Here is a 15,095-nt window from a genome sequence, read left to right as displayed (position 1 = left end):
GATAATGATTTTTGTTTTCCAAATGCTCGCGCTACCCCTCAATCCCCTAAAGGGGGTCGGGGGGTGTGGGAAGGGTTTTCAATCTATAAAGTTGAATTTTTGTTTTTTGTTACTTGTTTGAAATTTGAAAATTGATATTTGGAATTTTCAAAGAAACCGGTTTCTGTCATCATGATGGAAGCCGGTTTTTTATTATTAAAACTTTTCAAAGTCGTCCCACTCGTCAAACAGACTGCGGTTGGCCATATTGATGGTGATGAGGATGGTGATCATGCAGGCGACAAAGATGGCCAGCATGAGTAGAATCTGATATTTGATGGCGGTGTCGGGGCTGGAGCCGCCTATTATCTGTCCGGTGAGTGTACCGGGCAGCGCAATAAGTCCCATCACGGCCATGGTGGCTATTTGCGGGTTGAAGGAGAGCTTGAGTGCCTGTCGCATAAAAGGTTGTAGCGCCTCGCGACGGGTGGCGCCATTGGCGATGCAGTATTTGTAATCCGCCTTATTTCGCGAAAGCGTTTTATAAAATACATTGAGCGCTACGATGTTGTTCTTCATCGAGTTGCCCATGATCATCCCGCTGATGGTAACAAAATAACGCGCGTCGAAAACATTGTCGAGACGCAAAACAATTCCCAGAAAGAAGGCATCCACAATAACGATCGAAATCAGTGAGCCGACCGTTACCGGTATCAGGAATTTCCGCCACTGAAGCTCGCTGCGCCGGATGGTGGCGCCGGCGCCTACGCCAATCATAATGAGGAGCCACAGCAGATTGATCCAGGCGTTGTTTAGGTCGAAGAGTATCGTAAGATAAAGCCCCATCAGAAAGAGCTGCACCGTCATGCGCGCTGCCGCAACAATGGTTTCGCGCACGAGGCCTGTGTGGTAATACCAAAACGCCCACAGCGGGATGCCCAGCATCAGGTATCCCAAAAAAAGATTTCCCCAGCTTATGTCGATGGTTTCCATGATGAATTTTCGTGTAGTTGGATGATTTTGTCGCAACGGGCTATCCATTCGGCGTCGTGGGAGGCGGAGATGATGGTCAGCTCTTCTTGATTAAAAAGGTAATCCATCACCAGCTTTTTTGAGGCTTCGTCGAGAGCCGACACGGGTTCGTCGAGAAGCAATATCTGGCGCTGCAGCAAAAGGCAGCTCACCAAAGCGATGCGTTGTTTTTCGCCACCCGAAACTTCCTGCATGGTGCTGTTGATAAGTTCGGGTTTCAGCCCAAAGAATCCGAACAGCTCCAGGATTTTTTCGCGGTCGGGGCGAATCGATTTGTTGACACCGAAAGTAAAGGGAAGCGCAAGAAATTCTTTTACATCATAATCTGAAAAATTGATTTGCTGCGGCAGCCAGGCAATCTGGCGGCGCAAGGCGCGGATGTTGTCACGGTTGCTGATCTCATCGTTTACCAACATACTTCCTGAGATGGGCCTGACGAAGCCCGTCACCACATTCAGCAGACTGGTTTTGCCGGAGCCTGACCCGCCTTTCAGCACCAGCTTATCACCAGCAGCAACATCAAACGAAAGCCCTTCGAGCAGCGAATGGTTATTGTATCCGATGCTAATATTTTCAAATCTTATGAGCAAATCATTAATTTTTGATGCAAAGGTACCGTTCTTTGTTTATTTTTGGCACGCAGTAAAATCCTAAAATCATCAAAACACTCGAGTCCTATGCGAAAGTTTTTTAAAGTACTCGGTATCATTCTGGCGATTTTCATTGTGATCGTTGCCGGAGCTTTAATTTATATCAACTACAACGCCGAATCCATTGCTGACAAGCTGATCACAAAATACTACCGGCAAATGTCCATCAGCAGGGTGTACGAGATCAGCTACAGCGAAATAAATTTGGATTTGTGGTCGGCTTCGGTAGTTTTTCATAATCTGCAAATAAAACCGCATGCCTCATTTTTCGAAGGGTCGGATTCGCTGCGTTACAGCCAGCCGGTGGTTTTCGATGCGGCCATAAAAAAACTTTCGGTGAACGGGCTGGCCAGGAATTTATCATTCAATCTAGATAAAATTCATCTGGGCACCATCCGCATCAGCGAGCCACAAATAGTGATGATCGAGCACCATACCGATGCTGAAAAGGAGGCGGCCAAAGAGTTACAAAATGGGCATCGTGCTGACACTTCTTCTTCAAAACAAAAAATAAAAGGCATTTCCATTCGGCGGTTCATCCTCACCGACGGAAGCTTTAGCAGGATGCTGCGACCCGAAAATCTCGAATCAGTGGCTGTAGCCGATATTGATATCAACATCCGTAAAATTGATATCCCTTTCGATAAGGCCATCGAAACTCTTGCTGGTGATGCCTTTGCGCGGACAGAAATACATCTCGGTGAGATCAGTTACCAATTGCCCAACGGATTTTATAGCATAACAATGCAAAACGTCGATATCCTGGGTGCAGATACGCTCATCACTATTAAGGAGCTAAAGCTAAATCCACAATACGACAAAAGAGAGTTTGGATGGAAAGTTGGCAAACAAATCGATCGGATAGAATTGACTGTGCCCAAGCTGGATATTTACGATTTCGATCTTGCCCGATTCGTTGCCACCGATACGCTTCACATCCGGAAAATTGTGATTTATGAGGCCGGACTGAATGCTTACCGCGATAAAAATGTTCCTTTCGATCATAGCCAGCGCCCATTGCAGCCGCAGCAGATGCTGGCCGCGTTGCCCATATCGGTGGATGTCGAAAAGGTGGAGGTTAAAAACGCGGATATCCTTTATCAGCAGCTCAATCCTTACGCCGATGTACCTGGCGAGGTGCCCATCACCCGCTTCTATGGAACTGTTTACAATCTTACCAATATTCCGTCGGTCATCCGTCGCCGCGGGGCCATGGTGTGGGATGTGCAAGCTGTGTTTTTCGGAGATGGTAAAATGACTGTAGAAATTCTGTTTCCTGCAAATCTCCAAAGCGGCGATTTTAGTTTTACTGCCACGATGGGGCCGATGCAGTTAGCCGGTTTCAACCAGATGATCGTACCTACGGAAGGCGTGAAAGTAGAGGAGGGCACCATCAACTCGTTGTGGCTTCATGCTGATGCAGGAAGCGAGTCGGCTACCGGGTTTATGGTGCTCAACTATGCAAATCTTAAATTGGCGTTCCTTAAAGATAAATCAGATGAATCGCAGGATAAGAATAAAATACTGAGCTTTTTGGCCAATGTGGTGATCAACAATAGCAACCAAAATCCTGTCGACACGGCTAAGATGTATTTCGAGCGGAATAAGGAGAAAGCAATTTTTGATTATTTGGTTAAAACAGTTATGAGTGGACTAAAGGACAATGTTTTGCCGGGCAATCAAAATGAAGATAAAATGACTAGGCGGCAGGAGCGGCGCGAGCAACGGAGAGCCCGGAGAGCAAATTAAAAAAGTTTGGAATACCCTAACTCCTGACGTTTCGAGGTACTATGGACGCTCGAAAGTCGAAGACAAACGGTAACTCCTGACTTCGACAGTAATAAACCCCAGGTTTTGTAATTAATTAAATCGCAACTAGTTATAAATCTCACGTCACCGAATTGGGTGACGCAAGCAGAAAAGGCATCAATTATTGGGGGAAAACAAAAAGTAACGAAAAATTATTCGTGTTGCACATTGCCGAAGTCCGGGTTTGGGATAAGAGCCTCGTAGAGGCGACATTTTGGTAGAAAATGGATAGCCGTAGATCAAAAGCCTCGTAGAGGCGACACCAAAGTAACCTTTAAGGATTATTATATTGCATTCAGAGAAGGTTGTAAATCCAATCGAATGGAAAATATCTTTAGTTCTATTATTATTATAATATCGCTCCTACGGAGCTTTGTGTTTTCATTTGTTGCTTCAATCTACCAAAATACCGCTCCTACGGAGCTTTCTTATCCTCGAAATCTAATATTCGTGACTCGCGTCTAATCGCTACCGGAGATACAGAAATGGGGATGCAACCTGGGGCAGCTGTCTAATATAGGCGACTGTAAGGTGGAAACAAAACAAAAAATTTTGAAAAATAATTTAGGGTGACGCATTGTCGAAGTCAGGAAAAAGTTCGGAATACCCTAACTCCTGACGTTTCGAGGTCCTGCGGGCGCTCGAAAGTCGAAGGACAAACGGTAACTGTCTATCGTCCGACGATGGAGGACATAGAAACGTCAAACTACAACAACTTGCCGATTTCCCTCTATTAGATTAATAATCCCCACTAAAATCCAATTCCCAGCTGACTGAAAAATGCAGCCACATAATCCGGATTGATGACGATGGTGTAGGCGATGCCAAAGATTGCGCCCCAGAAGTGTGCGTTGTGCCCGATGTTGTCGCGACCGCGTTTGCCCATATAGACCGAATAAGCCAGGTAAAGAATTCCAAAAATCCATGACGGGATGCCAATTGGGATGAACAACAGGGAAATTTTGCCGCTGGGATAAAGGATGATGCTCGAAAAAACTACCGCCGAAACAGCTCCCGAAGCGCCCACCGCGGAGTAATAAATATCTTCTGAATGTTTGAAGTAATCATAAACCGACGAGAAGATAATACCACCAATGTAAAGTCCCAAAAAAACCGGCACCGCCATTTGTCCGAAGTCGTGATTGAAAAACACCATCACCACGCCGGCAAACGACCAAAGCACCAGCATATTGATGGCCAGATGCATCAGGTCGGCATGCAGCAAAGCGTGCGACAAAAACCGGTACCACTGCCGGTGATGCTTGATGTAGTAGGCGTTGAAACGCAATTTATCAAACAACTGTCCATTGCTAAAAGCCATAAAAGAAACAATGGCCGTAACTGCGATGATAATGATGATCATAGTGCTGCCCGATTACTGGTTTAGGGTTTCCTGCGTAAAATCTATTTCAGAGCCAAACGTACTGTGTGGAATCAGATATACTGCCAGCAGCATCACGGAAGCGGCTATTACCCAGCCACGGCGTTTGGGATTGTTGCGTACCTGAAAATATGCCGCTACCCAAACAATCCAAGCAGCCAGCGTTTTGTTGTCGGTAAGGTCCTGCCCGAAAGGCCAGCCTGCCCAGTAGACGTCAAAAGCGTGTTTCTGCACCAGCGGTCCAAAAATGAGTCCGCCGACGGTAAGCAGTATCACCGTCCACAACGCATATTTAACCAGATTCTTTCCTTTGATGAGTGCTTCAAAACCCGTTCGCAGCGAGAACATCATGGCCAGAAAGATGATAATGATATGCGGGATAAGTATCGAAAGCGGAACGTGCCCTTTGTAGCGGAGTATCAGTGGTTCCGGAGTGACATTGATAAACTGATCATTGGTTCCAAGATAGATTTCGTACATCACCTTGCCGGCGGGAGGCTGTCCGGGCAGGCGCGCCACCAGTAGGTCGCCTTCGCGGCTCATGGGCTGCCAGCTCCATTCGTCGTGGCTTTTGTAGCGCTTAAGGCGATATTTTCCTTCGATATTCTGGTTGGGCACTTCTACCGTTACTTCGGCATCGGTGCTGCCTTCCCAGGTGCGGATGAGTTTGTAGGTTATTTCCTCCATGCCGATACTTACGGTTCCGCGGGCCGGGTAGGTGGGGCCGGTAGTCCGCTGATACATGGCAGCCGCGGCCATTAGCAGGAAAGCGGCTATCCAGAGTAGTATCGATTGAGTGCGGTAATTCATTGGTACGATTCGTTTGTAAATAGAAAATGATTCATGTTTTAATTATTAATCTTTGTTTAACATCAATGATGCGGGAGTTGTTGCAGGGGTGGATGCTTTGATGATGTCATACACGAGTTGATGAAGTACTGTGCGCAGATTGGATTTGATAAGTCCATTGTTTCCGGCGTCGGGACACACCCTGTTCGACAGAAAGATGTACACCAGCTGGTTGTCGGGATCGGCCCAGGCGTAAGTGCCGGTAAAGCCGGAATGTCCGTAGCTATCGGCTGATGCACCTTTGCATGTTGGCCCTTTGCGATCGTAAATGGGCAACGGCTTATCGAAACCGAGGCCACGGCGGTTGTCGTCGAGCGGGAACTGCTGCCTTGTAAACTCTTCTATCGTCTCAGATTTCAGATATTGATGACCGCCATAAAACCCTTCCTGCAGATACATCTGCATCATCTTGGCCACATCGTTGGCATTGGCAAACAAGCCGGCGTGACCTGATACACCGCCCAGCATGGCTGCTCCGGGATCGTGCACGTATCCATGCACCAGTTGCTTACGAAAAACCGTGTCGTTTTCGGTAGGAATGATCCGTTGTAAACTGAAATTCTGCAGCGGCAAATAGCCCAGCGTTGTCATGCCCATAGGTTTGTAAAATTCATTTTGTATCCACAAATCCATCGGTATTGCAGTTATTCTTTGGATGGCATCACACAAAAGGATAAATCCCAAATCGCTGTATTTGTACTCTTTTTTCTTTAAAAGTTTCGATGTCGCAATGGTGTCATAGATGCTGTCGCGATAAGCATTCATGATGAAAAGCTTTTCGGCTACCTGTGTAGAAAAGTTTTTTTCCGGCTTGCTGCGGTAGAGCATTTTGTCGGGTTGGAAATCCTTGATTGTTTTAACATAAAAAGGAACCCAGCTTTGCAGCCTGGCCTGATGTGTCATAATGTCGCGGGTAATGATCCCCGACTTGTTGCTTTTTTGCAAATAGGGAAGATACACTGACAGCGGCTGATCGATGTCGAAAGAGCCTTCGTCGTGCAGCTTCATGATACCCGGAGTGGTAGCCAGTATTTTGGTGAGTGACGCCAGATCGTAAAGATCATCGGTTTGTACCGGCTGTTTTTTGTCGTAGGTATGGTTGCCGAAGGATTTATTATAAAAAACGACCCCATCCTTGGCCAGCAACATTTGTGCTCCGGGAAAAGCTTTCTCACGGATGGCTTTTTCGATCAGCCGGTCGAGGGTGTCGAGCGCACGATGGTCGATTCCAACCTCTTCGGGAATAGAATAGCGCAGGCACTCCAAAGGCCGGGTGATGAACCCGGTGCCTGCCGGAAAAGTTTTGGTTACGGTAACAGGAAGTGAGCCGGAAGCTCCGGTTGCGCCAAACAGCATTTGCGCCGAAACCTCTTTCACCAGATCATTGTTTTCGTACGACATCACAATTGCGTCAAGCCCCCTGTTTTCAGTAAAACTCTTTAGTAAATAAGCGTTGCCAAAAATGTCGAGCACGGTACGGGAGGGCAAAGATTTTATTTCTGCAATGAGCTGCAACGCCGACTGAGTTACGCTGTAATTTTTGCTCGGTAGCAGGCGTGGGCTTTCCAGGCTAACAATGATAAGGTTAAATTTTTCGAGTTGCTTGCGCAATGAATTTATCTCGGCAACGGCTGGAGCATCGCCCGCCTGAAAATGAGTGACCGGGGCAAAAAGCTCCAATGTTTTCTGAAAAGCACTCACCGCTGAACTACCGATGGCTACCGAAGCAATGCGCAAAGTGTCGGGGCGCTGCAATGGTAGCAGGTCGGTTTGGTTTTTTACAACCGTAACTGCCTGCTCGTAGATGTGCCGCGTGATGAGTTCGCTTTCTGCATCATTAACGATAGCGGGGATTTCGTCGATGTTGATATCGTCGTAATTAAACGTATTGAGGCCGGTGATGTATTTATAGGTCAGTATTTTTCGGCAGCGTGCATCCACTTCTTCGCGGCTGATCTCGCCCTGGTCGATGGCTTTGATGATCTTTTTGATGGCTGCGTCAATGGCGAGGGGCAGCAGCAGGATGTCGTTGCCGGCCAGATAAGCCATTTTTTCTATTTCGCCAATTTGATGCGCAGCCGTAACGCCTTTCATATCCAGGGCATCGGTCACTGCCAGTCCTTCAAAACCCATCACTTGTTTCATCAGGCTGTCGATGGCTTTGTCGGAAATCGAAGTAGCCATGTCTTTGCGGGCGTCGAGGGCGGGGATAAACAAATGCGCCGTCATGAGGCCGCTCACATGCGCCGCCATCGCTTCGCGGAAAGGCACCAGGTCGATGCTGTCGATAACCTGGCGGCTGTGGTTGAGCAGCGGCAGGGTGTAGTGCGAGTCGCTGTCGGTGTCGCCGTGGCCCGGAAAATGTTTAGCGCAAGCCATTACGCCTGCGTCCTGCAAGCCGCGGATATAGGCAGCGCCTTTGACAGCTACCTGATGCGGGTTTTCGCCAAAAGAGCGGAAGTTGATGACCGGGTTTGCCGGGTTGCTGTTGATGTCGACAACGGGCGCAAAGTTCATTTGCGTGCCAATGCTTTGGCAATGTTTGCCAATTTTGTAGGCCATCCGATAAATCAGCTCATTGTCGGCGATGGCGCCCAGGGTCATTTGTTTGGGGAACGACCACGCATTTTTCAGGCGCATGCCCAGACCCCATTCTGCGTCGATGGTGATGAGGAGCGGCGTTTCGCTCAGCACCTGCCAATATTTGGTGAGCTGTGCCTGTTGCTGCGCATCACCCTGAAAAAAGCAAAGCCCACCTATGTTGTATTTTAGGATGATGCGGCTGATGCTGTCGTAAAAAGCGCGGTCGCGGTTGGAGTAGGTGCGGATCACCATCGATTGGGCAATGCGCTCTTTTAGCGAAAGCGAATTAAAAACCGAATCAACCCAGGCGTTGCCCTCGTGCTGGCGAAGGTCGAAACGGTCGCCGGAGGTGCCGGCGGTTTGTGCGCTGAGATTTGTTAATGATAAAAAAAATAGCAGGATTGCTGCCATTATTGGTTTTGCTGTTGCCCTTATCATGGTTATTTTTTTGATCCTGTGATGTTGAAAACCGCTAATTTTCTTATTTATTTGAAAAGCTGCAAAAATAAGAAACCGGCGTCAATGGAGAGTCATTAACGCCGGCTTCAGGTGAAATAATTTATTGCTATCGCCGCATCATCATCATTACCTCATCGGCTATTTGCCGGTTGTATTCGAAAGTAATGTTTTGATAATTAACCAGGTCTACAATGGTACCGATAAAGCAAAGGCCGGCGGTAAGCAGATAAAGAATCCCCAATCCGACATTTCGGGTCATAAAACGTTGTATCCCTGCCACTACAACAAATCCCGCAAACGTTGCGAATAAAATATGGTTAGGGTTCATGCGGCGTGCGCGATAGACGCGTGAAAAATCTTCGGCCTGCTCGTCGGAAAAATTTGCCATGAGTTGCTTAAGAAAAAATAATTCGTTCCCAACTGCTTCGGGAACATACCTTAGTGCATTGTTCATAATGATTGAGTTTTGGATTGATAAATTGAAAATTTGATTAACGAAAATATTCTAAAAATAATAACAATCAGTGCAAAAACTCCAAGCGGATGCATGGCCAGCGAGGCGCCGAGGTTGCCTTGCAGCGCCAGGTGGCACGAGCGTCCAAGGCCGCAGCCTGGGCAGTAGTGCCAGCCCAGATTGCGGAACGGGCACAGGGTGAAATGCGTATCAATGGGCATTGGCAGCAGCAGTACCAGCAAAATCAACAGCCAAAGGATTAGCTCGAGATGGTAATACATCCACAAAAATCCTATTTTTATCTTTTTAATCATCGTTGCCAATAATATTTACCTCAGGCTGCAATCTTACATCGAATGCCTTATTCACGGAATCCATGATTTTTTGTGCCAGAGCCAAAATTTCTTTTCCGGTGGCAGTGCCGTAATTTACCAACACCAGCGCCTGTGTGGCACAAACGCCGGCGTCGCCAATGCGCGAACCTTTATATCCCAGCTTCTCAATGAGCCAGCCGGCGGCCAGTTTGTAGTTGCCTTCACCGGCATCAAAAGCCACTATTTCGGGGTATTTTTTGCGTAAGCGTAAATAATGTGCTGCCGATACTACAGGATTTTTGAAGAAGCTGCCGGCATTGCTAATCAAAGCCGGATCCGGCAGCTTTCTGCGCCGTATGCTACATATCGCTTCGCTTACATCGTGTGCGTTTATTTCCTTTACCTGCATCCGCTTCAGCTCCGAAGCGATAGCGCCGTAGCCGAGATTGAAAACTGGATTCCGTTTTAGGCGATACGTTACCGACAGTATCAAAAATTGATTTTTTAATTCATTTTTAAAAATGCTGTCGCGATAGCCAAACCGGCATTCCTTATTATCAAATTTCTTAATCTCACCAGTTGCAAGATTTGCGGCGGTGAGCGATTCAAAGCAATCTTTTTGCTCCACGCCGTATGCGCCAATGTTTTGGATAGGAGCAGCGCCCACATTTCCCGGAATCAGCGACAGATTTTCCAGTCCGCCCAATCCCATGTCGATGGTATGCAAAACCAACTCGTGCCACAATACTCCGGATTGGGCTTCTATCAAAATACTATCGGAGCCTTCGCCAACAATGCGAATGCCCTGCGTATTGATGTGAATCACCAGCCCCGGAAAGTCATCCGTGAAAAGAATGTTGCTGCCGCCACCCAAAATCAGCGTTTTGTGCCGGGAGAATTCTTTGTGTTTCTGCAGTTCCTGTAGATCGCCAGGCTCTTTCAGTTCTGCATAAAGGCGCGCATTTGCTTCGATGCCAAAGGTGTTGAATCGCTTTAACGAATGATTTTTTAAAATTTCCATATTAATAACGCCTTTTCATTTTAAGGGTAGGTGGTGTGGCACTTCTGGCGAAAGTATAAAAAATGCGCTTTGTAATTGTTGAAGGTGCAAAAAAGAGAAACTTATCAGACTGAAAAACCAGTTCAGATAATTACAATCGGTGATTGTCTAATGTTCGGCTTAGGCTGAGCCTAAGCCACATCTATTCTTGCAGGCTTGGCCTGCTGTTTTTGATTTGAAATGATTTAAACAGGCACAGCCTGTAAAATAAGGTGGACGAGGACTTCGACAAGCTGGCTTCGACAAGCTCTGCCACCGCAGCCACAGCAACCTCGTCCAAACATTATCCACATTTATTCTTGCAATACCAATCAAAACGATTAGTTTATAATCGTTTGCAGGAGCAGCGATTCTATTTAAAACGTCACCAAATTGGCAAATCCGCTGAAGGCCAGTGCCAGGATGCCGGCTGTTACCAGCGCGATAGGCATTCCACGCATTCCTTTGGGAACATCCATAAGTTCGAGGTGTTCGCGGATGCCTGCAAAGATTACCAGTGCAAGCAGAAAACCCAGCGAGTTGCCCATGGCATATACTGTTCCTGAAATCAGATTGTAGTCGCGCTGTATCACCAGCAAAGCCACACCCAGCACGGCGCAGTTGGTGGTGATGAGGGGCAGAAACACGCCCAGCGCCTGATAAAGTGGCGGACTTACCTTTTTCAGGATGATCTCGACAGCCTGCACCAAAGCAGCAATCACCAGGATAAATGCAATGGTTTGAAGAAACTCAAGACCAAATGGGTTGAGGATGTAATGTTGGATGAGCCAGGTGACGATGGTGGCGATGGTAATCACAAAAAGCACCGCGCCGCCCATGCCTGCTGCCGTTGATATTTTGCTCGAGACGCCCAGAAAAGGACAAATGCCCAGGAAGTTGGCCAGCACAATGTTGCTAACCAATACCGTTCCGATGATTATGAGAATGTATTCCATGTCTGTTTATACTTTTTTGATACGGTTGATTAATGCGATCATAAATCCCAGCGCGATAAATGCTCCGGGCGCCAGAATGAAAACGAGGATGCCGTCGGCTTGGATAAATTTGTGACCAAACAGGGAGAGGTTGCCCAGCAGTTCGCGAACAGCGCCCAAAAGCGTCAGTGCCATGGCAAAGCCCAGACCCATGCCTGCTCCGTCGATGATGGAACTAAGCACTGTGTTTTTGCTGGCAAAGGCTTCGGCACGGCCCAGCACGATGCAGTTGACCACGATAAGCGGAATAAAAATGCCGAGTTGTTCGTGCAATGCCGGCGCATAACCCGCCATCACCAAATCCACCACCGTAACAAACGATGCGATGACAACGATAAAAGCCGGGATGCGCACTTTGCCGGGAATCAGGTCTTTGATGAGCGAAATCGACAGGTTCGACATCACCAGCACAAAGGTGGTGGCCAGCCCCATGCCCATCCCGTTGATAGCTGAATTAGTAACCGCCAGCGTGGGGCACATCCCCAGCAGCATGACGAAAACAGGGCTTTCTTTAAAAAATCCTTTAGAAAAATTTTGCCATTGGTTCATACTTCCTCCTTATTGATTTTGTGGCGTGTTGGTCGATTGATAGGTTTGATAAGCCCGGTTGACAGCGTCGCAGAATGCACGCGAAGAAACAGTAGCAGCCGTGATGGCATCCACCTGGCCGCCGTCTTTCTTAACAGTACAGTTAAAATCCTTGAGATTTTTACCAATAAACTGATCTTTCCAATCCGTGGTCATCTTGGTTCCCAGTCCGGGCGTTTCTTTTTGCTCAAGCACCACAATGTTATGGATGGTTCCGTCGGGTATAAATCCCACCATCAGTTTGATGATTCCACCGTAACCGTTGTAACTATAGGTGTTCACAGCTATGCCTATGGTATCTTTGCCGGCAGTACCTGTGAAAAGAACAATCGAATCTTCTCCGCTGGCAGGCATCACCTCCCGGGTGATGTAGCTCTCAAAGGGCGGCATCACCTGCTCGATGGCTTTCTGTTGCTTCATGCGCGCCACCTCAGCAATAGGTTCCTTGGTGAGGGTGTAAACACCGCTGGCCGCCAGCGACGAAAACACTGTTATGATGAGCAACGTCAGAAACATGTTTGTAAATGTCGATTCTTTTTTTGCCATGATGATCGCAGTATTTTTTCTTTATTAATAAAATATTTTTTAAGACTTAACTTTTCACAGCTACCACTTTACCGAAGCGTACCGGCTTAAAGACATTGTTGATCAAAGGTGCAAATGCATTCATGATAAGAATGGCAAAAGAAACACCTTCGGGGTAACTGCCCCAGAAACGGATTACCATTGTAATGACGCCGCAGCCCACACCATAAACGATTTGCCCGCGTGCCGACATGGGCGAACTTACCATATCGGTGGCCATAAAGAAAATGCCCAGCATTAAGCCCCCCGTCAACAGATGGAATAGTGGATTGACATATTGTGAAGGATCAATCCACCACATGATGGCGGCAAAGCCCATGGCCGTAACCAGGTAGGAAACGGGTATGTGCCAGGTGATGACCTTGCGGAAAAGCATGAAAACGGCGCCCAGCAGCAGCGCTATGGCCGATATTTCGCCCAGCGAACCTCCCTGAAAGCCGATGAGGTAGTTGATGTAATCAGGGGTGTCGCCCATAATTTGCTGCAGCGCTTCCGGTGCCGTCATCGAATACTTCAATTCTTTGAGCATTCCCAATGGCGTGGCGCCGGTAATGACGTCGGTCAGCGGGAAGTTGGGTTGTGGAACGGGCCAGGTAGTCATTTGCACAGGAAACGACATCAACAGAAAGACACGCGCTACCAGTGCAGGATTGAAGGGGTTCTTGCCAATTCCGCCAAAAGCCATTTTGGCAATGCCAATGGCTACGATGGCACCGATGATGATGATCCACCACGGTAGGTTGGCGGGCACGTTGAAAGCCAGCAACACCCCCGTGACGATAGCCGAACCGTCGTTAATGGTCAGGTCGCCTTTGATCAGATATTTCTGGATCAGATATTCGATGGCTACGCATGCCGCCACCGAAAGTAGCAGCAACCGCACAGCATCGAGACCAAAGAAGTAAAGCGACACAAGCATGGCCGGAATCATTGCATAAAGCACCGTGAACATGATCTTGCGAACCGACTCATCGGTATGTACGTGCGGTGATCCCGAAATGGTGAGTAAAGATTTCATAGCTTATTTTTTTCCTCTCGTTCTGATAATGGTTCCTACTTTGGTTTTTCCCAGCCTGATGTAGTCGAGCAGCGGGCGTCCTGACGGGCAGGTGTAATGGCATGAGCCGCATTCGATGCAATCCATTATGCGGTTGCTTTCGGCTTTGTCCCATTTTTCGTGCATTACAAGTTGTGCCAGCAGGTAGGGCTCCAAGCCCATCGGGCAAACAGTGGTGCAGCGGGCACAGCGTATGCAATTACGAATTGGTACCCGGTGAGCTTCCTCATTGGTCATCAGCAGCACGCCCGACGAACCTTTTACCACAGGAGCTTCTACAGTCATCAGTGCTTTGCCCATCATGGGGCCGCCGCCTACAACTTTTCCAAGATTTTCGGGCGTGCCGCCGGCAGCTTCTATCAGTGTGCTGATGGGCGTGCCCACGCGTGCCAAATAATTGCCCGGACGTTTTGCAGCCTTGCCGGAAATGGTCACCACACGCTCGATCAGCGGCTTGTTTTTTTGAACGGCTTCGTAAACAGCCACGGCAGTTCCCACATTATCTACCACACAACCTACTTCTATTGGTAGTTTGCCAGAAGGTACTTCACGGCCTGTTACAGCTTTGATGAGTTGTTTCTCACCACCCTGCGGATATTTTACTTTCAGCGCCTGCACGCTGATGCCGGGATATTTCTGACAAAGTACACTCAGCTTTTGAATAGCGTCGGGTTTGTTGTTTTCGATGCCGATTACAGCTTTATCAACATCCAGTGCGCGCATCAGAATGGTGATGCCAACCATAAGCTCGTCGCTGCGTTCAAGCATCAGGCGGTGGTCGGCGGTAAGATAAGGCTCGCACTCCACGCCATTGATGATTAGCAATTCCGCTTTTTTGCCTTCGGGAACCATCATCTTCACATACACAGGGAAGGTGGCGCCGCCCAGACCAACCACGCCCATGGTGTGGATGCGGTCGATGATTTCTTTTTTTGATAATGTTATCTCACGAATCAGATTGGCGGAGGTGTCGATATCTTCCATCCACTCGTCGTCGGTAGTTTCGATGATCACGCTGGTGCGTTTGTAGCCCGACTGATCCAGCACCACATCTATCTTGGCCACTTTTCCGGTGGCGGGAGAATGGATGTTGGCGGAGATAAAACCGGTGGCTTTGGCCAGCAACTGACCTGTTTTCACCAGGTCGCCACGCTTTACCACCACGGCTGCCGGAGCTCCCAGGTGCTGCGACACAGGCACCGTAATGGTGGCGGGCAGCGGCAGCGTGCGGATGGCTTCAGAAGCCGAAATTTTTTGTTCGGGAGGATGAACGCCTCCCATGGTGAAAGTTTTCAAACTCATGTTTTTATTATTATGAGAT

At 48.1% G+C, this 15,095-nt stretch carries 14 protein-coding genes; 1 reads left to right on the top strand and 13 read right to left on the bottom strand.

Features of this window, described 5'->3' with window-relative positions:
* Nucleotides 1-195: 195 nt before the first annotated feature.
* The gene (locus VFC92_04790) at nucleotides 196-972 is read right to left on the bottom strand and encodes an ABC transporter permease (GenBank protein HZK07494.1); all 777 of its coding nucleotides are present in this window, start codon (nucleotides 970-972) and stop codon (nucleotides 196-198) included.
* A complete protein-coding gene (locus tag VFC92_04785) occupies nucleotides 954-1,601 on the bottom strand; it encodes an ABC transporter ATP-binding protein (protein HZK07493.1) in 648 nt (215 codons plus the stop codon). Before VFC92_04785 ends, VFC92_04790 begins: the two co-directional genes overlap by 19 nt.
* 87 nt (nucleotides 1,602-1,688) lie before the next feature.
* Here VFC92_04785 and VFC92_04780 point away from each other — a divergent pair, with 87 nt between their 5' ends.
* Nucleotides 1,689-3,410, top strand: coding sequence for a hypothetical protein (locus VFC92_04780; protein HZK07492.1), 1,722 nt, complete (start codon nucleotides 1,689-1,691; stop codon nucleotides 3,408-3,410).
* 811 nt (nucleotides 3,411-4,221) lie between these two features.
* On the opposite strand, the gene VFC92_04775 is transcribed toward VFC92_04780, so the two are convergent.
* From VFC92_04775 to rsxC, 11 genes are all read right to left on the bottom strand, one after another.
* Complete coding sequence (locus VFC92_04775; protein ID HZK07491.1) at nucleotides 4,222-4,833, bottom strand: rhomboid family intramembrane serine protease; 612 nt, start codon at nucleotides 4,831-4,833, stop codon at nucleotides 4,222-4,224.
* 12 nt (nucleotides 4,834-4,845) lie between these two features.
* Entirely contained in the window at nucleotides 4,846-5,661 is an 816-nt protein-coding gene (locus VFC92_04770) for a hypothetical protein (GenBank protein HZK07490.1), read from the bottom strand.
* Nucleotides 5,662-5,706: 45 nt separating this feature from the next.
* Nucleotides 5,707-8,694, bottom strand: a complete 2,988-nt coding sequence (locus tag VFC92_04765; protein HZK07489.1) for a glycoside hydrolase family 3 N-terminal domain-containing protein — start codon at nucleotides 8,692-8,694, stop codon at nucleotides 5,707-5,709.
* A gap of 154 nt (nucleotides 8,695-8,848) precedes the next feature.
* Complete coding sequence (locus VFC92_04760) at nucleotides 8,849-9,196, bottom strand: TM2 domain-containing protein (protein ID HZK07488.1); 348 nt, start codon at nucleotides 9,194-9,196, stop codon at nucleotides 8,849-8,851.
* The gene (locus VFC92_04755; GenBank protein ID HZK07487.1) at nucleotides 9,193-9,510 is read right to left on the bottom strand and encodes a DUF2752 domain-containing protein; all 318 of its coding nucleotides are present in this window, start codon (nucleotides 9,508-9,510) and stop codon (nucleotides 9,193-9,195) included. Before VFC92_04755 ends, VFC92_04760 begins: the two co-directional genes overlap by 4 nt.
* On the bottom strand, nucleotides 9,503-10,531 hold the full coding sequence (murB, locus tag VFC92_04750) for a UDP-N-acetylmuramate dehydrogenase (GenBank protein ID HZK07486.1): 1,029 nt from the start codon (nucleotides 10,529-10,531) through the stop codon (nucleotides 9,503-9,505). Before murB ends, VFC92_04755 begins: the two co-directional genes overlap by 8 nt.
* A gap of 395 nt (nucleotides 10,532-10,926) precedes the next feature.
* On the bottom strand, nucleotides 10,927-11,505 hold the full coding sequence (gene rsxA, locus VFC92_04745) for an electron transport complex subunit RsxA (protein HZK07485.1): 579 nt from the start codon (nucleotides 11,503-11,505) through the stop codon (nucleotides 10,927-10,929).
* A gap of 6 nt (nucleotides 11,506-11,511) precedes the next feature.
* On the bottom strand, nucleotides 11,512-12,093 hold the full coding sequence (locus VFC92_04740) for an electron transport complex subunit E (GenBank protein ID HZK07484.1): 582 nt from the start codon (nucleotides 12,091-12,093) through the stop codon (nucleotides 11,512-11,514).
* A gap of 9 nt (nucleotides 12,094-12,102) precedes the next feature.
* Nucleotides 12,103-12,678: an RnfABCDGE type electron transport complex subunit G gene (locus tag VFC92_04735; GenBank protein ID HZK07483.1), complete on the bottom strand. Its 576-nt coding sequence runs from the start codon at nucleotides 12,676-12,678 to the stop codon at nucleotides 12,103-12,105.
* Between the two features lie 46 nt (nucleotides 12,679-12,724).
* On the bottom strand, nucleotides 12,725-13,735 hold the full coding sequence (locus VFC92_04730; GenBank protein HZK07482.1) for an RnfABCDGE type electron transport complex subunit D: 1,011 nt from the start codon (nucleotides 13,733-13,735) through the stop codon (nucleotides 12,725-12,727).
* Between the two features lie 3 nt (nucleotides 13,736-13,738).
* Nucleotides 13,739-15,076: an electron transport complex subunit RsxC gene (gene rsxC, locus VFC92_04725; protein ID HZK07481.1), complete on the bottom strand. Its 1,338-nt coding sequence runs from the start codon at nucleotides 15,074-15,076 to the stop codon at nucleotides 13,739-13,741.
* Nucleotides 15,077-15,095 lie beyond the last annotated feature (19 nt).

The sequence above is a fragment of the Bacteroidales bacterium genome, assembly GCA_035647615.1.
Taxonomy (GTDB): Bacteria; Bacteroidota; Bacteroidia; order Bacteroidales; family 4484-276; genus SABY01.
The sequence above is the reverse complement of the archived record's forward strand: the minus strand, read 5'-3'. Positions and strand labels throughout refer to the sequence as shown.

Coding starts and splice junctions, on each gene's coding strand:
- VFC92_04790 (HZK07494.1), bottom strand. CDS start 972: ATGGAAACCATCGACATAAGCTGGGGAAATCTTTTTTTGGGATACCTG.
- VFC92_04780 (HZK07492.1), top strand. CDS start 1,689: ATGCGAAAGTTTTTTAAAGTACTCGGTATCATTCTGGCGATTTTCATT.
- VFC92_04775 (HZK07491.1), bottom strand. CDS start 4,833: ATGATCATCATTATCATCGCAGTTACGGCCATTGTTTCTTTTATGGCT.
- VFC92_04770 (HZK07490.1), bottom strand. CDS start 5,661: ATGAATTACCGCACTCAATCGATACTACTCTGGATAGCCGCTTTCCTG.
- VFC92_04765 (HZK07489.1), bottom strand. CDS start 8,694: ATGGCAGCAATCCTGCTATTTTTTTTATCATTAACAAATCTCAGCGCA.
- VFC92_04760 (HZK07488.1), bottom strand. CDS start 9,196: ATGAACAATGCACTAAGGTATGTTCCCGAAGCAGTTGGGAACGAATTA.
- VFC92_04755 (HZK07487.1), bottom strand. CDS start 9,510: ATGATTAAAAAGATAAAAATAGGATTTTTGTGGATGTATTACCATCTC.
- murB (HZK07486.1), bottom strand. CDS start 10,531: ATGGAAATTTTAAAAAATCATTCGTTAAAGCGATTCAACACCTTTGGC.
- rsxA (HZK07485.1), bottom strand. CDS start 11,505: ATGGAATACATTCTCATAATCATCGGAACGGTATTGGTTAGCAACATT.
- VFC92_04740 (HZK07484.1), bottom strand. CDS start 12,093: ATGAACCAATGGCAAAATTTTTCTAAAGGATTTTTTAAAGAAAGCCCT.
- VFC92_04735 (HZK07483.1), bottom strand. CDS start 12,678: ATGGCAAAAAAAGAATCGACATTTACAAACATGTTTCTGACGTTGCTC.
- VFC92_04730 (HZK07482.1), bottom strand. CDS start 13,735: ATGAAATCTTTACTCACCATTTCGGGATCACCGCACGTACATACCGAT.
- rsxC (HZK07481.1), bottom strand. CDS start 15,076: ATGAGTTTGAAAACTTTCACCATGGGAGGCGTTCATCCTCCCGAACAA.